General features: G+C 64.7%; 17 protein-coding genes and 1 other RNA gene. 6 read left to right on the forward strand and 12 right to left on the reverse strand.

Features of this window, described 5'->3' with window-relative positions; genetic code table 11:
* Positions 1-233 precede the first annotated feature (233 nt).
* From gcvP to FFS13_RS10160, 9 genes are all read right to left on the reverse strand, one after another.
* The gene (gene gcvP / locus FFS13_RS10120) at positions 234-3,110 is read right to left on the reverse strand and encodes an aminomethyl-transferring glycine dehydrogenase (protein ID WP_137818979.1); all 2,877 of its coding nucleotides are present in this window, start codon (positions 3,108-3,110) and stop codon (positions 234-236) included.
* Between the two features lie 77 nt (positions 3,111-3,187).
* Positions 3,188-3,577, reverse strand: coding sequence for a glycine cleavage system protein GcvH (gcvH, locus tag FFS13_RS10125; protein WP_137818980.1), 390 nt, complete (start codon positions 3,575-3,577; stop codon positions 3,188-3,190).
* Positions 3,578-3,730: 153 nt separating this feature from the next.
* The gene (gcvT, locus tag FFS13_RS10130) at positions 3,731-4,813 is read right to left on the reverse strand and encodes a glycine cleavage system aminomethyltransferase GcvT (protein ID WP_137818981.1); all 1,083 of its coding nucleotides are present in this window, start codon (positions 4,811-4,813) and stop codon (positions 3,731-3,733) included.
* A gap of 180 nt (positions 4,814-4,993) precedes the next feature.
* A complete protein-coding gene (locus FFS13_RS10135; RefSeq protein WP_137818982.1) occupies positions 4,994-6,613 on the reverse strand; it encodes an iron ABC transporter permease in 1,620 nt (539 codons plus the stop codon).
* A gap of 95 nt (positions 6,614-6,708) precedes the next feature.
* Positions 6,709-7,710, reverse strand: coding sequence for an extracellular solute-binding protein (locus FFS13_RS10140; RefSeq protein ID WP_137818983.1), 1,002 nt, complete (start codon positions 7,708-7,710; stop codon positions 6,709-6,711).
* 263 nt (positions 7,711-7,973) lie between these two features.
* Positions 7,974-9,206, reverse strand: coding sequence for a 2-octaprenyl-3-methyl-6-methoxy-1,4-benzoquinol hydroxylase (locus FFS13_RS10145; protein WP_171006465.1), 1,233 nt, complete (start codon positions 9,204-9,206; stop codon positions 7,974-7,976).
* A gap of 83 nt (positions 9,207-9,289) precedes the next feature.
* On the reverse strand, positions 9,290-10,477 hold the full coding sequence (ubiH, locus tag FFS13_RS10150) for a 2-octaprenyl-6-methoxyphenyl hydroxylase (protein ID WP_137818985.1): 1,188 nt from the start codon (positions 10,475-10,477) through the stop codon (positions 9,290-9,292).
* Between the two features lie 4 nt (positions 10,478-10,481).
* Positions 10,482-11,816, reverse strand: coding sequence for a Xaa-Pro aminopeptidase (pepP, locus tag FFS13_RS10155; RefSeq protein ID WP_137818986.1), 1,335 nt, complete (start codon positions 11,814-11,816; stop codon positions 10,482-10,484).
* Positions 11,817-11,864: 48 nt separating this feature from the next.
* A complete protein-coding gene (locus FFS13_RS10160; protein WP_137818987.1) occupies positions 11,865-12,419 on the reverse strand; it encodes a YecA family protein in 555 nt (184 codons plus the stop codon).
* Between the two features lie 157 nt (positions 12,420-12,576).
* Between FFS13_RS10160 and FFS13_RS10165 the strand changes: the two genes are divergently transcribed.
* From FFS13_RS10165 to FFS13_RS10180, 4 genes are all read left to right on the forward strand, one after another.
* Complete coding sequence (locus tag FFS13_RS10165; RefSeq protein ID WP_137818988.1) at positions 12,577-12,783, forward strand: TIGR02449 family protein; 207 nt, start codon at positions 12,577-12,579, stop codon at positions 12,781-12,783.
* Complete coding sequence (locus FFS13_RS10170) at positions 12,783-13,094, forward strand: cell division protein ZapA (RefSeq protein WP_137818989.1); 312 nt, start codon at positions 12,783-12,785, stop codon at positions 13,092-13,094. The genes FFS13_RS10165 and FFS13_RS10170 overlap by 1 nt, the downstream gene beginning before the upstream one ends.
* Before the next feature lie 33 nt (positions 13,095-13,127).
* Positions 13,128-13,306, forward strand: a non-coding RNA gene (ssrS, locus tag FFS13_RS10175) — 6S RNA.
* A 95-nt stretch (positions 13,307-13,401) separates the two neighbouring features.
* On the forward strand, positions 13,402-14,058 hold the full coding sequence (locus FFS13_RS10180) for a 5-formyltetrahydrofolate cyclo-ligase (protein ID WP_137818990.1): 657 nt from the start codon (positions 13,402-13,404) through the stop codon (positions 14,056-14,058).
* Here the strand turns inward: FFS13_RS10180 and FFS13_RS20090 are convergent.
* Positions 14,055-14,186 (reverse strand): hypothetical protein, encoded by a 132-nt coding sequence (locus FFS13_RS20090; protein ID WP_256657860.1) that lies wholly within the window; start codon positions 14,184-14,186, stop codon positions 14,055-14,057. The two genes, FFS13_RS10180 and FFS13_RS20090, sit on opposite strands and share 4 nt — an antisense overlap.
* A gap of 217 nt (positions 14,187-14,403) precedes the next feature.
* On the opposite strand from FFS13_RS20090, the gene FFS13_RS10185 reads away from it, so the two are divergent.
* Both FFS13_RS10185 and FFS13_RS10190 read left to right on the forward strand, forming a co-directional pair.
* Positions 14,404-14,853: an EVE domain-containing protein gene (locus tag FFS13_RS10185; protein WP_137818991.1), complete on the forward strand. Its 450-nt coding sequence runs from the start codon at positions 14,404-14,406 to the stop codon at positions 14,851-14,853.
* Positions 14,854-14,969: 116 nt separating this feature from the next.
* Positions 14,970-15,947 (forward strand): NADPH:quinone oxidoreductase family protein, encoded by a 978-nt coding sequence (locus tag FFS13_RS10190; protein ID WP_137818992.1) that lies wholly within the window; start codon positions 14,970-14,972, stop codon positions 15,945-15,947.
* 59 nt (positions 15,948-16,006) lie between these two features.
* Here the strand turns inward: FFS13_RS10190 and FFS13_RS10195 are convergent, their stop codons facing one another.
* Positions 16,007-16,975, reverse strand: a complete 969-nt coding sequence (locus tag FFS13_RS10195) for a CDP-6-deoxy-delta-3,4-glucoseen reductase (RefSeq protein ID WP_137818993.1) — start codon at positions 16,973-16,975, stop codon at positions 16,007-16,009.
* Complete coding sequence (gene ubiD / locus FFS13_RS10200) at positions 16,975-18,441, reverse strand: 4-hydroxy-3-polyprenylbenzoate decarboxylase (protein ID WP_137818994.1); 1,467 nt, start codon at positions 18,439-18,441, stop codon at positions 16,975-16,977. Before ubiD ends, FFS13_RS10195 begins: the two co-directional genes overlap by 1 nt.
* Positions 18,442-18,447: the final 6 nt, after the last annotated feature.

Below are 18,447 nucleotides of genomic sequence, written 5' to 3' on the forward strand. Positions count from 1 at the left end.
TGCAGGCCAGGCACGAGGGCACTCTGTTCGCGCTGACGAAATTCCTGCTGATCTAGATCAAAAGACTAGCAAGGTTTTCCCGCCACGCTGTTTCTTGACCTGTCAAATACTTTTCGCTTCTGCCTGGTCGTCTTAGACCGACTCCAGCGCTGCAGTCCAGGGCCGTTGAAAGCCGATAAAGAGGGCCAAAAAAAACCGCCCGAAGGCGGCTTTTTCACAGGTCCGACAACGTCTTACTCGCGGTAATCGTCCACCGGCACGCAGGCGCAGAACAGGTTGCGGTCGCCGTAGACGTTGTCCACCCGGTTCACCGTCGGCCAGTACTTGTGCGCCCGGGTGTGGGCGGAGGGGGTGACCGCCTGCTCGATGCTGTAGGGCCGCTCCCAGATGCCGATGACATCGGCCAGGGTGTGCGGTGCACGCTTGAGCGGGTTGTCCTCGGCCGGCCAGTCGCCGCTTTGCACCTTGCCGATCTCCGCACGGATGCTCAGCATCGCCTCGATAAAGCGATCCAGCTCGTGCTTGGACTCGCTCTCGGTCGGCTCGATCATCAGCGTGCCCGGCACCGGGAAGGACATGGTCGGCGCATGGAAGCCGTAGTCCATCAGACGCTTGGCCACGTCTTCCTCGCTGATCCCGGTTTCCGCCTTGAGCGGGCGCAGGTCCAGGATGCACTCATGGGCGACCCGGCCATTGCGACCGCTGAAGAGGATCGGGAAGGCGCCGCCCAGCTGGCTCGCCAAGTAGTTGGCTCCGAGTATCGCCACTTCGGTGGCATCGGCCAGTTGCGGGCCCATCATGGCGATGTACATCCAGCTGATCGGCAGGATGCTCGCGCTGCCCCAAGGCGCCGCGCTGACCGCACCGTTCTCTGGGTTCGGGCCTTCCAGCTGGATGACCGGGTGATTGGCGACGAACGGCGCCAGATGCGCGCGCACGCCAATCGGGCCCATGCCCGGGCCTCCACCGCCGTGGGGGATGCAGAAGGTCTTGTGCAGGTTCATGTGCGACACGTCGGCGCCGATGTCCGCCGGACGCGCCAGGCCCACTTGCGCATTCAGATTCGCGCCATCCATATAGACCTGGCCGCCGTGGGCGTGGATCACCTCGCAGATTTCGCGGATGCCTTCCTCGTACACGCCGTGGGTCGAGGGGTAAGTCGCCATCAGGCAGGCCAACTGCTCGCCGGCTTCGGCGGCCTTGCGCTTGAGGTCTTCCAGATCGACGTTGCCGTCTTTGTCACACTCGACTATCTGCACGCGCATGCTCGCCATCTGCGCCGAGGCCGGGTTGGTGCCGTGCGCCGAAGCCGGGATCAGGCAGATATTGCGATGCGCATCGCCACGGCTCTCGTGGTATTTGCGGATCGCCAGCAGGCCGGCATATTCGCCCTGGGCGCCGGAGTTGGGCTGCATGCAGATGGCGTCGAAACCGGTGATGGCGCGCAGCCAGGCGTCCAGCTCGTCGATCATCAGCTTGTAACCGCTCGCCTGCTCCAACGGCACGAAGGGGTGCAGGTTGGCGAATTGCGGCCAGGTGATCGGGATCATCTCGCTGGTGGCATTCAGCTTCATGGTGCAGGAGCCGAGCGGGATCATCGACTGGTTGAGCGCCAGGTCTTTGTTCTCCAGCTGCTTGAGGTAACGCAGCATCTCGGTTTCGCTGTGGTGGGTGTTGAACACCGGGTGGCTCAGGTAGCTGCTGCTGCGCTGTAGTGCCTGGGGAATACCGGAGGGCACGGCCGTGGCGTCCAACTCGGCGACGTCGAGACCGTGGCCGGCACCGAGGAACAGGTCGAACAAGCGCGCAACCGTCTGCGCGTTGCAGGTCTCGTCCAGGCTCAGGCCGATGTGGCCACGACCGAGGATGCGCAGGTTGATCTGCGCGGCCCTGGCGCTTTCGAGGATCGCCGTCTGGCTGCCACCGACGTTCAGGGTCAGGGTATCGAAGAACTGCCCGTTGACCCGCTGCAGGCCTTTGCGCTCCAGGCCGGCGGCCAGGATCGAGGTCAGCCGATGGACGCGCTGGGCGATGTGTTTCAGGCCTTGCGGCCCGTGGTAGACCGCATAGAAGCTGGCGATGTTGGCCAGCAAGACCTGGGCGGTACAGATGTTCGAGTTGGCCTTCTCGCGGCGGATATGTTGCTCGCGGGTCTGCAGGGCCATGCGCAGCGCGACGTTGCCGCGCGCGTCTTTCGACACGCCGATGATGCGCCCGGGAATCGCCCGCTTGAATTCGTCACGGGTGGCGAAGTACGCCGCGTGCGGGCCACCGTAGCCCATCGGCACGCCGAAGCGCTGCGCCGAGCCGAACACCACGTCGGCACCCAGCTCACCCGGCGGGGTCAGCAGCAGCAGGCTCAGCAGGTCGGCGGAGACGCAGGCCAGGGCCTGTTGCGCGTGTAGTTGCTCGATCAGCGGGCGCAGGTCACGGATCTCGCCGTGGGTGTCCGGGTACTGCAACAGGCCGCCAAACACTTGATGCTCGCCGAGGCTCTCGACGGGCGCCACCACCAGGTCGAAGCCAAAGGCTTCGGCACGGGTTTGCACCACGGAAATGATCTGCGGATGGCAGTTCTCGTCGACGAAGAACAGGTTGCTTTTGCTCTTCGCCACGCGCTTGGCCAACGCCATGGCCTCGGCGGCGGCGGTCGCCTCATCCAGCAAGGAGGCGCTGGCCAGATCCAGACCGGTCAGGTCGATGGTCAACTGCTGGAAGTTCAGCAGCGCTTCCAGACGCCCCTGGGCGATCTCCGGCTGATACGGCGTGTAGGCGGTGTACCAGCCCGGATTTTCCAGCACGTTGCGCAGAATCACCGTCGGCGTCAGCGTGCCGTGGTAGCCCATGCCGATCAAACTGGTCCAGACCTGATTCTGCTCGGCGTAACCGCGCAATTTGGCCAGCGCCGCCTCTTCGTCCAGCGCCGCCGGCAGCTCCAACGGGCGATTCAGGCGAATCGCCGGCGGCACCGTCTGCTCGATCAGTTCGGCGCGGCTGCCGAGGCCGAGCGCCTCGAGCATGGCCTGCTGTTCATTGGCGTCGGGGCCGAGGTGGCGACGCAGAAAAGCATCGGACTGCTGGAGCTGAGCAAGGCTGGGCGTTTGGGACATGGTTTGACTCTCAGAAAAAGACAAAGCCTCGATTCGCAGTCCGTGTGAATCGAGGCTTTGCTAAGGATAGCTAGTTATTAAGCGTCGGCGTCGCAGGCGGCTTGGTAACCCGCCGCATCCAGCAGCTTGTCCAGCTCCGCAGCATTGCTCGGCTGCAACTTGTAGAACCAGCTGCCATAGGGGTCGCTGTTGACGTTCTCAGGCGAGTCGGTCAGCGCCTCGTTGATGGCGATGACTTCACCGCTGATCGGCGAATAGATGTCCGAGGCGGCTTTTACCGACTCCACCACACCGGCTTCCTGGCCTGCCGCCAGTTGCTTGCCCAGCTCCGGCAACTCAACGAACACCACGTCACCCAGGGCCTCCTGAGCGTGATCGGAAATGCCCACGGTCACGCTGCCATCGGCTTCCAGGCGCGCCCATTCGTGGCTGGCGGCGTAACGCAGTTCGCTGGGGATATTGCTCATGTCGGTGTCCTCAAAGACTGGGAGGCGGATGGCCCGCCTAGAAAATTTAGCAGGTTGTTAGAACCGGCCCGAAAATTACCACGCGCGCTCCGGCGGCGTTGCGAACCCCATGGCTATGGGGCCTGCGGCTCGCCCGCCAGGAGCGCACGCGGTTCAGATCAAGGCCTTGCCGTGGCGCACGAAATTCGGCCGAACCACGCGCACGGGGTACCATTTGCCACGAATTTCCACCTCGGCGCGCTCGCCAGTCGCCGCCGGCACGCGGGCCAAGGCAATCGACTTACCGAGCGTCGGGGAGAAGCTGCCGCTGGTGATTTCACCTTCGCCGACGCCTTCGACCCGCACCACTTGGTGCGCCCGCAACACGCCGCGCTCTTCCAGCACCAGGCCGACCAGTTTCGGCTGATTGCCGGCGCTGTGTTGCGCCTCCAGCACCTTACGACCGACGAAGCCACGCGCCGGCGGCTCCCAGGCGATGGTCCAGGCCATGTTGGCGGCCAACGGCGAGACCTCTTCGCTCATGTCCTGGCCATAGAGGTTCATCCCGGCTTCCAGGCGCAGGGTGTCGCGCGCGCCCAGGCCGATCGGAGCGATGCCGGCGCCGACCAGTTCACTGAAAAAGCTTGGCGCCTGCTCGGCCGGCAGCATGATTTCCAGACCGTCTTCGCCGGTGTAGCCGGTGCGTGCGATAAACCAGTCGCCTGCCGGGAAACCCTGGAACGGCTTGAGTGCGCCGATCAACTCGGCGCGCGCCACGGAGACCAGCTCGGCGGCCTTCGCCCGGGCCTGCGGGCCCTGAATGGCGAGCATCGCCAGCTCGGCGCGTTCCTGCAGTTCGACGGCGAAACCGGCGGTCTGCGCCTGCATCCAGGCCAGGTCCTTGTCCCGGGTGGCGGCGTTGACCACCACGCGGTAGCCCTCGCTGGTGAGGTAGACGATCAGGTCGTCGATCACCCCGCCCTGCTCATTGAGCATGCCGCTGTAGAGGGCCTTGCCCAATTCCTGCAAACGCTCGATGTCATTGGCCAGCAGGTGCTGGAGATAGGCCTTGGCCTGTGCGCCGGTGACATCGACCACTGTCATGTGCGACACATCGAAGACCCCGCAATCGCGACGCACCTGATGGTGCTCCTCGACTTGCGAGCCGTAGTGCAGCGGCATATCCCAACCGCCGAAATCGACCATCTTGGCACCCAGGGCAAGGTGCTGATCATAGAGGGGCGTGCGCTGTCCCATGGGTTTCTCCTTCCGGGCTTGGCGAAGATGCGGACAGGCACTGAAACGCGGCTGCGCTTGCACAAACAAGACACTGGCGACGACGGATCAGCTGCCCGGTCTGAATGACGGGCCACATCGAATGGCGCGCATTGTAGCCGCAAGACTGGCGGCTGGACACCTCGGCCGACTGCCGCTCGGTCAGTGCCCGTGGCGCCGGGCCGAGCGGCGAATCAGGCCGATTACCGGCAACAGCCCGACCAGCACCAGGGTCAACGCCGGCAGCGCGGCACGCGCCCACTCGCCCTCGCTGGTCATCTCGAACACCCGCACCGCCAGGGTGTCCCAACCGAACGGGCGCATCAGCAAGGTCGCCGGCATCTCCTTCAAGACATCGACGAATACCAGCAGGGCCGCGCTCAAGGCGCCGGGCACCAGCAGCGGCAGGTAAAGCTTGAAGAACAGCCCGGGGCCACCGACGCCGAGGCTGCGCGACGCCTCCGGCAGCGACGGCCGAATTCGCGCCAGGCTGCTTTCCAGCGGGCCGTAAGCCACCGCGATAAAGCGAATCAGGTACGCCAGCAACAGCGCCGCCAGGCTGCCCAGCAGCAACGGCTTGCCGGCACCGCCGAGCCAGTTCGACAGCGGAATCACCAACTCGCGGTCGAGATAGCTGAACGCCAGCATGATCGACACCGCCAGCACCGAGCCGGGCAAGGCGTAGCCGAGGTTGGCCAGACTGACCGCCGAACGGATCGGCCGGGTCGGCGCCAAGCGGTGGGCGAAGGCCAGCAGCAGCGCGACCGCGACTGTGATCGCCGCCGCCAGCGCACCGAGATACAGGGTGTGCAGGATCAGCCCGGCATAGCGTTCATCCAGATCGAAACGGCCCCGCTGCCAAAACCACAGCAGCAATTGCAGCAGCGGGATGACGAAGGCGCAGGCGAACACCAGGCCGCACCAGGCACTGGCGGCCAACGCGCGCAAGCCGCGCAGGTGATACAGCGCCTTACCCCGCGGGCGCTCGCTGGAAGGCCGGCTGACGCCACGCGCGCGGCGCTCGCCATAGAGCACCAGCATCACCGCCAACAGCAGCAGACTGGCGAGCTGGGTCGCGCTGGACAGACTGTAGAAGCCGTACCAGGTCTTGTAGATGGCGGTGGTGAAGGTATCGAAGTTAAACACCGAGACCGCGCCGAAGTCGGCCAGGGTTTCCATGATCGCCAAGGCCAAGCCGGCGCCAATCGCCGGCCGCGCCACCGGCAGCGCCACGCGCCAGAATGCCTGCCAGGGCGACTGCCCGAGCACCCGCGCGGCCTCCATCAGGCCCTTGCCCTGGGCGAGAAAAGCGCTGCGCGCCAGCAGGTAGACGTAGGGGTAGAACACCAGCACCAGCACGCTGATCACCCCGCCGGTGGAGCGCACCCGCGGCAGCCGCAGGCCGGCGCCGAACCACTCGCGCAACAGGCTTTGCAGCGGCCCGGAAAAATCCAGCAGGCCGACGAAGACAAAGGCCAGCACGTAGGCGGGGATGGCGAAGGGCAGCATCAAGGCCCAATCGAGCCAGCGCCGCCCGGGGAATTCGCAGAGGCTGGTCAACCACGCCAGGCTGACGCCGAGCAGCGTCACGCCGACGCCGACGCCGAACACCAGCGTCAGGGTGTTGCCGAGCAGGCGTGGCATCTGCGTCTGCCACAGGTGCGACCAGATCTGCAGATCCAGCGACTGCCAGGACAACGCCATGACGCTGAGCGGCAGCAGCACCAGCGCGGCGAGCGCAAAGGCAATCGGATACCAGCGACGCTGGACAGGATGGGCCACAAAATCCTCGTCAGGCAGAAAATACAACGCCCCGGGTTTCAGCCGGGGCGCCGAGTATAACCGCGGCTAGCGGTTAGGTGGACGTGCCGCGGCGATCAGTTCCAGCCGGCGCGGTCCATCAGCCTGATCGCTTCGGCCTGGCGCTTGCCCGCCACCTCGACCGGGATACTGTCGGCCTTGAACGCGCCCCAGCTGGCCACTTCGGCCGACGGCGGCACACTCGGGTTGGCCGGGTATTCCTGGTTGAGCCCGGCAAACAAGGCCTGCGCCTGCGCCCCGGTCATCCACTCCACCAGCGCCTTGGCCGCCTCCGGGTGCGGCGCGTATTGGGTCAGGCCGATGCCCGAGAGATTCACGTGGACGCCGCGATCCTGCTGGTTGGGCCAGAACAGCTTCACCGCCAGGCTCGGCTCCTGCTTGTGCAGGCGCCCGTAGTAGTAGGTGTTGACGATGCCGACATCGCACTGGCCGGCATTGATCGCCTGGAGCACGGCGATGTCATCGGAGAACACATCGGTGGAGAGGTTGTTGACCCAGCCCTTGAGGATTTCCTCGGCCTGCTGCGCACCATGGGTTTCGATCAGGGTGGCGGTCAGCGACTGGTTGTAGACCTTCTTCGCCGTGCGCAGACACAACCGGCCCTCCCACTCCTTGCCGGCCAGCGCCTCGTAGGTGGAGAGTTCCTCCGGCTGCACCCGTTCGCTGGAATAGGCGATGGTCCGCGCGCGCAGCGACAAACCGGTCCAGCTAGCGCTGGAGGAGCGGTATTGCGGCGGAATGTTGGCGTCGATGACCGGGGACTTGAATGGCTGCAGAATGCCCATCTGCTCGGCCTGCCAGAGGTTGCCGGCGTCCACCGTGAGCAGCAGATCCGCCGTGGCGTTCTCGCCCTCGGCCTTGATCCGCTGCATCAACGGCGCTTCCTTGTCGGTGATGAACTTCACCGTCACCCCGGTTTTCGCGGTATAGGCATCGAAGACCGGCTTGATCAGCTCATCGATACGCGAGGAATAGACCACCACCTCCTCGGCAGCCTGAACCGAGGTGGCGGCGATGCTCAGCGCCAGCACAGCGAGAAGTGAGTTGCGTAGCTGCATCACGGATGTCTCGTAATAGCTCTAAAGGTGCAAATGATAGTAAACCTCAGTTGCAACTTGTAGCGATTTCTACAGCGAAGTGTTTCTCTGATAGATACGGAGTGCCATTGGCTGACCACAGAGATTTCTAAAAATGCGGGTGGGTTGCACCACGTTGGTACACGACCCGCTGTCGATCGCGACGCGATGACCACGTAGGGCGGACTCAGGAGCGCAGCGAACAGTCCGCCGCCCGCAATGGCGTACTGCTTCGCGAGTACGCCCTACGCGCGCGCCAACTCCGGCAGGTCACCGGACAGGCCCAGCGCCTGGCGCACGAACAGCGCCTTGGCCTCGGGCAATCCATCGACCCAGTTGAGGCCCGTGTTACGCAACCAGCGCAGCGGCAGCGGATCGGCCTGGAACAGGCGCTCGAAGCCCTCCATCGCCGCCATCATCGCCAGGTTATGCGGCATCCGCCGCCGCTCGTAGCGGCTGAGCACCCGCTCATCGGCCAGGCTTTCGCCACGCTCGAGCGCATGGCGCAGCACCTCGGCCAGCACCGCGGCATCGAGGAAGCCGAGGTTGACCCCCTGCCCCGCCAGCGGATGAATGCTGTGCGCGGCATCGCCGATCAGCGCCAGCCCAGGTTCGATATAACGCTTGGCATGCCGTTGGCGCAGCGGGATGCACAGGCGCGGATCGGCTTCCAGCACCTCGCCCAGGCGCCACTCGAAGGCCTTGCCCAGCGCCTGGCAAAAATCCGCGTCGGCCAGCGCCATCAGGCGCTCGGCCTCCACCGGAGTGGTCGACCAGACGATCGAGCACCAGTCTTGCTCGTCCTGCCCCTCTTGCGCCGTGGCGTCCAGCGGCAGAAAGGCCAGCGGGCCATCGTCCGTAAAGCGCTGCCAGGCGGTGCGCTGGTGTGGCTGGCGGCAGCGCACGCTGGTAACTATGGCGTGATGCAGATAATCCCACTCACGGGTTGCACAGCCGGCCAGCCGGCGCACCGCAGAGTTGCCGCCATCCGCCGCAATCACCAACGGCGTGCGCAGTTGCCGGCCGTCGGTCAGGCTCAGCAGCCAGTCATCGCCAGAGCGGCGCAGTTGTTCCAAGCGGGCATTCGGCATCAAGCCCAGATCGCTGTCATGCAGACGTTCGAGCAGGGCGTCCTGAATCACCCGGTTCTCGACGATATGACCGAGCACCTCGGCATGCACGCTGGCCGCGGAAAAATGGATCTGCCCAGTCCCCGAGCCGTCCCACACCTGCATCTCGGCATAGGGACTGCTGCGCCGGGCGGTGATCCCGGGCCACACGCCGAGGCGCTCGAGCACCCGCTGGCTGGCCGCCGACAAGGCACTGACGCGCGGCTCGAAGGCGCCGGCGCGGTCGAAGGGTTTGACGCTGAGCGGGCCGCCGTCCAGCAGCAAAATGTCCAGGCCGCTGTCCTGCAAGGCCAGCGCCAGGGCGCTGCCAACCATGCCAGCACCGACTATTATCAGATCCGCACGCATGTCCATGCTTTGAGCCTATCTCGCTTGCGGCTTGCGCCACATCCAAAGGGTTTTATGCCGGCGCCGCGACGTGCAACGCGCCCTTAACGGTCGGCACGGGTGCCGAGGCCCATGGCCTGGCGGGCGAACCAGCGCTTGGCCGGCGGCACCAGATCGAGTCCAAGCAGGCCGAGGTTGCGCCCGGTGGCGAGCAAGGGTTCGGCATTGCTGAACAGTCGGGTAACGCGATCGGAGAAGCCCACCGTGAGGTGCTGATCCAGCCGCTGGCGCGCGTAATAGCGCTGCAACGTGGCGAACTCACCAGGCGCCGCCGGGCTGGCCAGCAGTGCCTCGGCCAAGGCCAGGGCATCGCGCAGCGACAGGTTGTAACCCTGCCCGGCAATCGGATGCAGGCTGTGCGCCGCATTACCGAGCACGACCAAGTTGGGCCGCACCTGCTCTTGCGCCTCGATCAGCGCCAGCGGATAGACATGCCGCGCACCGACCTGGCGCAAAGCCCCCAGGCGATAACCAAAGGCCTGCTGCAACTCGGCCAGGAAACTGCGCTCATCCAGCTTGGCCAGACGCTCGGCATCCTGGCCCGGACGGGTCCAGATCAGCGCGCAGCGGTTGTCCGCCAGCGGCAGCAAGGCCAGCGGCCCATCGTCGGTAAACCGCTCGAAGGCTTGGCCTGCATGCGCCTCGCCCGGCGTGATGTTGGCGATCAGCGCGCTCTGCTGGTAAGGCGTGTGCTTCACGCCGATCCCGAGCTGCTCACGCAGACCGGATCGACCACCGTCGGCCAGAACCGCCAGGTCGCAATCCAGGATCGACTCGTCATTCAAGGTCAGCCGATAGCCGTCGCCCAGCGTCTCCAGGCCGCCGACTTCCGCCGGGCAGCGCCAACTGACCACCTCATGATCCAGCGCCTGCCAGAGGCAGTGACCGAGCCAGGCGTTCTCGGCCACATAACCGAGCGCCGGCACGCCCTCTTCCTCGGCGCTCAGCCGCGCCGCGCCGAAGCGCCCGCGATCAGACACATGGATATGCAAAATCGGCTCGGCGTGTGCGGCGATGCTCTGCCACAGGCCCAGGCGCTGATAAATCTGCTGGCTGCCGAAGGACAGCGCGGTCGAGCGCGCGTCATAGCTGGGCTGATAGCCGTCGCCCGGGGCGAACGGCTCGATCAGCACGATCCTCCAGCCCCGCGCCTTGGCGCCCGCCTGCAAGACCAGAGCCAGGCTGGCGCCGACCAGGCCGCCGCCGATGATCGCCAGATTCGCTCGATTCACCGGTTCAAGCCGCCTGGATTCGTGCGGCAGCCATCAAGGCCTCGATCTCGGCAACCGTCTTCGGCGCGTGGAGAGTCAGAATCTCGCAGCCGGTCTTGGTCACCACCACATCGTCTTCGATCCGCACGCCGATGCCGCGCCACTTCTTCGCCACGTGCTGATTGTCCACGGCGATGTAGATGCCCGGCTCGACGGTCAGTGCCATGCCCACTTCCAGCACGCGCCACTCGCCGCCGACCTTGTAGTCGCCGACGTCATGCACGTCCATGCCCAACCAGTGCCCGGCGCGGTGCATGTAGAAGGCCTTGTAGGCTTCGCTGGCGATCAGCTCGCCGACCTCGCCTTCCAGCAGACCCAGCTCAACCAGCCCGGCGGTGATCACCTGCACTGTGGCTTCGTGGGCTTCGTTCCAGTGCTTGCCGGGGGCAATCACGGCGAACGCCGCTTCCTGGGATTTCAGCACCAGCTCGTAGATGGCCTTCTGTTCCGCGGAAAACTTGCCGCTGACCGGAAAGGTGCGGGTGATATCGCTGGCGTAGCAGTCGATCTCGCAACCGGCGTCGATCAGCACTAGGTCGCCGTCCTTGAGCGGCGCATCGTTCTCGCGGTAATGCAGGATGCAGGCATTGCGCCCGGTGGCGACTATCGAGCCGTAGGCCGGCATCTTCGCCCCGCCCTTGCGAAACTCGTAGTCCAGCTCGGCTTCCAGGTGATATTCACTCAAACCGGCGCGGCTGGCCTGCATCGCGCGGATGTGCGCACGGGACGAAATCTGTGCGGCTTCGCGCATCACCTTCACTTCATTGGCCGACTTGTACAGGCGCATGTCGTGCAGCAGATGGTCGAGGGCGACGAATTCGTTCGGCGGCTGTGCGCCCTGACGGGCCTTCGAGCGGATCACGTTAATCCAGTCCATCAGGTGCCGATCGAACTCCTGATTGGTGCCCATGGCGTAATAGACCCGCTCGCGGCCTTCGATCAAGCCCGGGAGAATGTCGTCGATATCGCCGATGGGGAACGCGTCGTCGGCACCGAACGCACTGATCGCACCATCCTGACCGGCGCGCAGGCCATCCCAGAGCTCGCGCTCGGGATCACGCTCACGGCAGAACAGCAGGTACTCGCCATGGGCGCGACCGGGGATCAGCACCATCACCGCTTCCGGCTCGGGAAAGCCGCTGAGGTACTGGAAGTCACTGTCCTGACGGTAGACGTGCTCGACGTCGCGGTTGCGGATATACACCGGCGCCGCCGGCAGAATGGCGATGCTGTTGGGTTCCATCTGCGCCATCAGCGCCTTGCGCCGACGGGCGTATTCCGACTTGGGGATGCTGATCATGGGCAGACTCGACCTACTTAGATAACGGCTGAATAACGGCTGAAAAAATCAGTGCAGGGACGGCTTAGCTGCCGGCGCAGGCGCTTTCGCGCACTCGGTAAACAGCAGCAAGGGCGCGACTCGCAGGTATTCCATGACTTCCATATAGTCGCTTTCGCCGTCCTCGGACTCTTCCAGTGCGCTCTGCACCTGGGCGATGGCCGCCAGGTCCTGCAACACTTCGACCGCTTCGCCGCTCAACGCCGCATCACGTGCGGTCAGACCGAAGCCGCCGAGGAAGCCCTGGCACCATTGGCCAAGCGCCACGGCGCGTTCAGCCAGCGGCGCCTCATCCGACGGCAGCAGCAACACCACGGCCATGTCGTCACCGGTCAGCTCGCCTTTGACCAGCTCCTGCAGGCCGATCAGCGCCTGCCGCACATTATCCTGCGGCGCGCCGCCGAGCAGTTCGGCGGCGTCCACCAGCCAGGGATCGAGCTCGAAGCCGGCACCGGCACAACTACGGCCCAGCAACAGGCCATGCAGTTCGGCGGGCGAGACGGGTTGGCCACTGCTGGCGAGCAGGGCGGCGAAAGCGCTATACGGGGAGTTTTGAGTGGGCATCGGCAACTAGGCGCCAGTGGGCGCAATGACTAGAATGAAGGCCTCGTATCCTAGCACCGGCAGGCGCGCCAAGACCATCGAAGGCCGCCGACAGGTTTGCACCTTCACCGAACTGATCCTATATAGTTCTGGTTATTCAACGCCCTAGTGAGAACCCATGGAAGACGCCGATCTGCACGCGCTTACCACCAAGCTGGAACTGCTAATCCAGCGCGTCGAGCAGCTTAAAGCCGACAACCGAGTCTTACGTGCGCATGAACAGGCCTGGCGCGAGGAGCGCGCCCATCTGATTGAAAAGAACGAAACGGCCCGGCACAAGGTCGAATCGATGATTTCGCGCCTGAGAGCCCTGGAGCAGGATTAATGACCTCGAATACCGTTACCGTGCACATCCTCGATAAAGACTACTGCATCGCCTGCCCGGTAGATGAGCGCGCCAACCTGGAAAGCGCCGCGCGCTATCTGGATGGCAAGATGCGCGAGATCCGCAGCGGCGGCAAAGTCATAGGCGCCGACCGGGTCGCCGTGATGGCGGCGCTGAACATCACCCACGATCTGCTGCACAAGCAGCAGCGCCTGGATCAGGACGCCAGTTCGACCCGCGAGCATGTGCGTGACCTGCTGGAGCGCGTCGATCACGCCCTGGCCACCGATCCGGATGCCGGCCATAGCTGATTGCAGCGCGGCGGATTGGGGTATACTGGCCCCCGCTCCCTGGTGTGTGCGCCAGTTGGTGATGTCCCTGAGCCGATACGCACAAACCCGGGGGTTGCAAGTTGGAGCCGGTGTGCATGTCCGCCTGACGGAAAGCCTTAACGCTCCCTGCAACCTCCACCTTGAACTTTCGGGTTCAAGGGCCAAGCCGACAGCGGCACGCCGGGGGGTCTTATTTTTCACCATCATTGCCAGCCATCAAGGGTGGCAGTGGTGCTGTCGATTGCACTCAACAGCAGTCGCTAGCAACTGAGGTTATCGCCCCTCGATGATGACTTCAGCCGCACTTTCCCGCCCGCAACTTCGCCGCTTGCTGCGCACAGCCCGCCGCGCGCTTAGCCCGCATGAGCAGCGCCAGGCCGCCCAGCGCCTGTATCGGCAACTCGCACAAGATCCACGCTTTCGCCGCGCCCGGCATATCGCGCTGTACCTGCCGACGGATGGTGAGATTGATCCACGCCTGCTGCTGCGCGCCGCCCAGCGCCGTGGCAAGGCCACCTACTTACCGGTATTGAGCGCCTGGCCGCGCACCAAGATGGTGTTCCAACGCATCCGCCCCCACGAGCGACTGATGCCTAACCGCTTCCGCATTCAGGAACCACGCGCCAACCGCAAACAGCAGCGCAAAGTCTGGGCCTTGGACTTGGTCTTGTTGCCACTGGTGGGTTTCGATAGCGTCGGCGGCCGTCTCGGCATGGGCGGCGGTTTTTATGACCGCAGCCTGGCATACCTGAGCCTGCGCAAAAATTGGCACAAACCGACCTTGCTGGGGTTGGCGCACGAATGTCAGAAGGTCGATCGACTGACGCTGGCCAGCTGGGATGTGCCGCTGCACGCGACAGTCACGGATCGGGCGTGGTACGCCGACCGGGGCTGTGGCACCGCGATCCCTGCGGTAGCCACCGGTGCCGTCAGACAGCCTTAAGGTTGTTGCGACAGATTGACTGGGGCATCGCTTTGACGCTCCCACAAACTCTGGGTGTAACCCGTAGTCACCACACCCAGGCCGAACAGAATGACCAATACCCACAATAGATCTGGTTTACGCTTCATCGATTGCCTCCCCCTTCAAGGCAAACCTCGCACGATGACCGGCGGCGGTTGTTGTTATTAGGCCGTACGGCGGCGTCACAGTTAAAACCGCGACATTCTCCAGCAAGGCGGAAGCTCGCGCAATTTCTGAGGCCAACCGGCTGTCGTCTGCCTGTAGGATAGTGAACCCGCTAGACTGGCCGGCAGCCGACAGCAAAGTTCATACCGAGCAAAGTTCATGCCTTATTGGTTAATGAAGTCCGAGCCCGAAGAGTTATCCATCCACGCCCTGCAACGCCTCGGCTGCGCACGCTGGGACGGCGTGCGCAACTATCAGGCGCGCAACTTTCTGCGCAACATGGCCGCCGGCGACCTGTTCTTCTTTTATCACTCGAGCTGCCCTGAGCCGGGCATCGCCGGAATCGGCCGGATTATCGCCGCGGCTTACCCCGATCCGACCGCGCTCGACCCGCACAGCCCTTACTACGACGCCAAAGCCAGTGCCGAGAAAAACCCCTGGAGCGCCCTCGACGTGGAGTTCGTCGAAGCCTTCCCGCGAGTGCTCTCACTGGCGCGACTGAAGACCGCGGCAACGCTGGCCGGACTACCCTTGGTACAGAAAGGCAGCCGCCTCTCGGTGATGCCCGTCAGTGCGAGCGAATGGGCGGCAGTCTGCGCCCTGCGTTGAACAACGCGGGCCCAAGCCCGACGCTTATACGCCCCTATCAAGCCCGACCATGCTCGTTGACCGGCCGACCCGTGCACCTACACTGCTTGGCCATAACTCTGCGAGGAATGCCCCCGATGAAAGCCGTGTTGTGCAAAGCCTTCGGCCCAGCCGAAACGCTGGTGCTGGAAGAAGTCGCCAGCCCCGAAGCGAAGAAAAACGAGATCCTCCTCGACGTACATGCCGCCGGAGTCAACTTCCCGGACACCCTGATCATCGAGGGCAAATACCAGTTCAAGCCGCCGTTCCCGTTCTCCCCTGGTGGCGAAGCAGCGGGCATAGTCGCGGCGGTCGGCGAGAAGGTCAGCCACCTCAAGCCGGGCGATCGAGTGATGGCGCTGACCGGCTGGGGCAGCTTTGCCGAGCAGGTCGCCGTACCCGGCTACAACGTCATGCCGATCCCGGCCAGCATGGACTTCACCAGCGCCGCCGCCTTCGGCATGACCTACGGCACCTCGATGCACGCCCTCAAGCAACGCGCCAACCTGCAAGCGGGCGAAACCCTGTTGGTGCTCGGCGCCTCCGGCGGCGTCGGCCTGGCCGCGGTGGAAATCGGCAAGGCCATGGGCGCCAAAGTCATCGCCGCCGCCAGCAGCGCGGAGAAACTGGCGGTCGCCAAGGCCGCCGGCGCCGATGAGCTGATCAACTACAGCGAAGTCAGCCTGAAAGACAAGGTCAAGGAGCTGACCGGCGGCCAGGGCGCCGACGTCATCTACGACCCGGTCGGCGGTGACCTGTTCGACCAGGCCATTCGCTCCATCGCCTGGAACGGCCGCCTGCTGGTGGTCGGTTTCGCCAGCGGGCGCATCCCGGAATTGCCGGTCAATCTGGCGCTGCTCAAAGGCGCAGCGGTGGTCGGCGTATTCTGGGGCGCCTTCGCTCAGCGTCAGCCGCAGGACAATGCCGCCAACTTCCAGCAGTTGTTCCACTGGCACGCGGAAGGCAAGCTCAAACCACTGGTCTCGCAGACCTTCCCGCTGACCCGGGCCGCCGACGCGATCAACGCCCTCGGCCAGCGCAAGGCGGTGGGCAAAGTGGTGGTGCAGGTGCGTTAAGCGTCACCCACGCCAACGCAAAGGCCGCCCGCGGGCGGCCTTTGCGTGTCCGGATTCGCTCAATCGCGCGGCGCGTAAGCGAACACATCCGCACGCATCTGGCGGGCATCCATCCCAGCCGCCACCAGGGCATCCAGCGTCGCGTAGACCATCGCCGGCGAGCCACTGGCATAGACGTACAGCGGCGTGAGATCGCTGAAGTCTTCGCGCACGGCCTCATGCAAAAGACCGCAACGCCCCTCCCAAGCGCAGACGTCACTGACGACTTGATGCAGGTATAGATTGGGCTGCAGTTGCCAGTCGGCCCAGTGCGGCAACTGGTAGAAATCCTCGGGCCGCCGCGCGCCCCAATACAGATGCACCGGATGCTTGAAACCCGCCGCGCGGCAATGCTCGATCAAACTGTGCATCTGCGCCATGCCGGTACCGGCGGCGATCAGGATCAGCGGCCCGTCCGGCAACTGCGCCAGGTGCGCATCGCCGAACGGTAGCTGCACCTGAACCATGGGGTTGCGGCGCAGTTGTTCGAGCAGGGTCAAGGCGCTCGCCTCGCGCCCGAGAATATGCAGCTCCAGATCGCGACCCTGGGAAGGCGCCGAGGCCAGGGAGAACGCCGCTTGCTCGCCATCCTCGCGCTGCAGTAGCAGGTACTGCCCGGCGTGATAGCGCGGCGGCTTACCGGCCGGCGCGCGCAGGCGCACGCGCCAGACATCGCCGCCCAGCTCCACGCACTCGCTGACCTGACAGCTGAGCGTGCGCAGCGGCAACTCACCCGGCGCCAGCACCCCATCCCAATGCAGCACACAGTCCTCCAGCGGCTCGGCCAGGCAGGTGAACAGCTCGCCGCGGTCACGTGCATCGCCGTTCTGGCGCACGCGGCCCTCGACCAACAGCGCCGCGCAGATATGGCAGTTGCCATTGCGGCAGCTCTGCGGGCAGTCGTAACCGAGCCGGCGCGCGGCATCCAGAATGCGCTCACCGGGGAACATTTCGAGCACGGCACCTGAGGGTTGCAGGGTGACTTTCATCAATCTATTCCAAGGTCCTTCCACAGCTCATCGACCCGACGCTTGACGGCCTCGTCCTGGACAATCACCCGACCCCATTCCCGCGTGGTCTCGCCCGGCCACTTGTGGGTGGCGTCCAGGCCCATCTTCGAGCCGAGGCCGGAGACGGGCGAGGCGAAGTCCAGGTAGTCGATCGGTGTGTTGTCGATCAATACCGTGTCGCGCGAAGGGTCCATGCGTGTGGTGATGGCCCAGATCACGTCGTTCCAGTCGCGGGCATTCACATCGTCGTCGGTGACGATAACGAACTTGGTGTACATGAACTGGCGCAGAAACGACCAGACCCCGAGCATGACGCGCTTGGCGTGGCCCGGGTACTGTTTCTTCATGGTCACCACCGCCATGCGGTAGGAACAGCCTTCCGGCGGCAGGTAGAAATCGGTGATCTCCGGGAACTGCTTCTGCAGGATCGGCACGAACACCTCATTCAGCGCCACCCCGAGAATCGCCGGCTCATCCGGCGGACGCCCGGTATAGGTGCTGTGGTAGATCGGCTTCTGCCGGTGGGTGATGCGCTCGACGGTGAACACCGGGAAGCGGTCGACCTCGTTGTAGTAGCCGGTGTGGTCGCCGTAGGGCCCTTCATCGGCCATCTCGCCGGGATGGATCACCCCTTCGAGGACGATCTCGGCACTGGCCGGCACCTGCAACTCGCTGCCCCGGCACTTGATCAGCTCGGTGCGGTTACCGCGCAGCAGGCCGGCGAAGGCGTACTCGGAGAGGCTGTCCGGCACCGGGGTGACCGCGCCGAGAATGGTCGCCGGGTCGGCACCCAGGGCCACGGCGACCGGAAACGGCTGCCCCGGATGCTTGTCGCACCATTCCTTGAAGTCCAGCGCGCCGCCACGATGACTGAGCCAACGCATGATCACCTTATTGCGGCCGATCACCTGCTGGCGATAGATGCCGAGGTTCTGTCGCTCCTTGTTCGGCCCCTTGGTAATGGTCAGGCCCCAGGTAATCAGCGGGCCGACGTCACCGGGCCAGCAAGTCTGCACCGGCAGTGTGCCGAGGTCGACCTCCTCACCCTCTTCGATCACTTCCTGACAGGGCGCGTCCTTGAGCACCTTGGGCGCCATGGCGATGATCTTCTTGAAGATCGGCAGCTTCGACCAGGCATCCTTCAAACCCTTGGGCGGCTCAGGCTCTTTCAGAAAGGCCAGCAGCTTACCGATCTCACGCAGTTCGCTGACCGCCTCGGCCCCCATGCCCAGCGCCACGCGCTGCGGTGTGCCGAACAGGTTGCCGAGCACCGGCATGTCGAAGCCGGTCGGGTTCTCGAACAGCAGGGCCGGCCCCCCGCGCCGCAGGGTGCGGTCGCAGATTTCGGTCATTTCCAGGACGGGCGAAACCTTGGTGCTGATACGCTTCAGCTCGCCGCGCTGTTCCAGGCCACGGATAAAGTCGCGCAGGTCGCGATACTGCATGCTTGA

The sequence above is a fragment of the Pseudomonas sp. 2FG genome, assembly GCF_005502935.1.
Classification (GTDB): domain Bacteria; phylum Pseudomonadota; class Gammaproteobacteria; order Pseudomonadales; family Pseudomonadaceae; genus Aquipseudomonas.

Excerpts from the sequence above, each read along its gene's own strand:
- gcvH (WP_137818980.1), bottom strand. The coding sequence starts at position 3,577 with ATGAGCAATATCCCCAGCGAACTGCGTTACGCCGCCAGCCACGAATGG.
- FFS13_RS10145 (WP_171006465.1), bottom strand. The coding sequence starts at position 9,206 with ATGCGTGCGGATCTGATAATAGTCGGTGCTGGCATGGTTGGCAGCGCC.
- gcvP (WP_137818979.1), bottom strand. The coding sequence starts at position 3,110 with ATGTCCCAAACGCCCAGCCTTGCTCAGCTCCAGCAGTCCGATGCTTTT.
- gcvT (WP_137818981.1), bottom strand. The coding sequence starts at position 4,813 with ATGGGACAGCGCACGCCCCTCTATGATCAGCACCTTGCCCTGGGTGCC.
- FFS13_RS20090 (WP_256657860.1), bottom strand. The coding sequence starts at position 14,186 with ATGAAGCGTAAACCAGATCTATTGTGGGTATTGGTCATTCTGTTCGGC.
- FFS13_RS10185 (WP_137818991.1), top strand. The coding sequence starts at position 14,404 with ATGCCTTATTGGTTAATGAAGTCCGAGCCCGAAGAGTTATCCATCCAC.
- FFS13_RS10140 (WP_137818983.1), bottom strand. The coding sequence starts at position 7,710 with ATGCAGCTACGCAACTCACTTCTCGCTGTGCTGGCGCTGAGCATCGCC.
- FFS13_RS10190 (WP_137818992.1), top strand. The coding sequence starts at position 14,970 with ATGAAAGCCGTGTTGTGCAAAGCCTTCGGCCCAGCCGAAACGCTGGTG.
- FFS13_RS10195 (WP_137818993.1), bottom strand. The coding sequence starts at position 16,975 with ATGAAAGTCACCCTGCAACCCTCAGGTGCCGTGCTCGAAATGTTCCCC.
- pepP (WP_137818986.1), bottom strand. The coding sequence starts at position 11,816 with ATGATCAGCATCCCCAAGTCGGAATACGCCCGTCGGCGCAAGGCGCTG.
- FFS13_RS10180 (WP_137818990.1), top strand. The coding sequence starts at position 13,402 with ATGATGACTTCAGCCGCACTTTCCCGCCCGCAACTTCGCCGCTTGCTG.
- ubiD (WP_137818994.1), bottom strand. The coding sequence starts at position 18,441 with ATGCAGTATCGCGACCTGCGCGACTTTATCCGTGGCCTGGAACAGCGC.
- FFS13_RS10160 (WP_137818987.1), bottom strand. The coding sequence starts at position 12,419 with ATGCCCACTCAAAACTCCCCGTATAGCGCTTTCGCCGCCCTGCTCGCC.
- FFS13_RS10165 (WP_137818988.1), top strand. The coding sequence starts at position 12,577 with ATGGAAGACGCCGATCTGCACGCGCTTACCACCAAGCTGGAACTGCTA.
- FFS13_RS10170 (WP_137818989.1), top strand. The coding sequence starts at position 12,783 with ATGACCTCGAATACCGTTACCGTGCACATCCTCGATAAAGACTACTGC.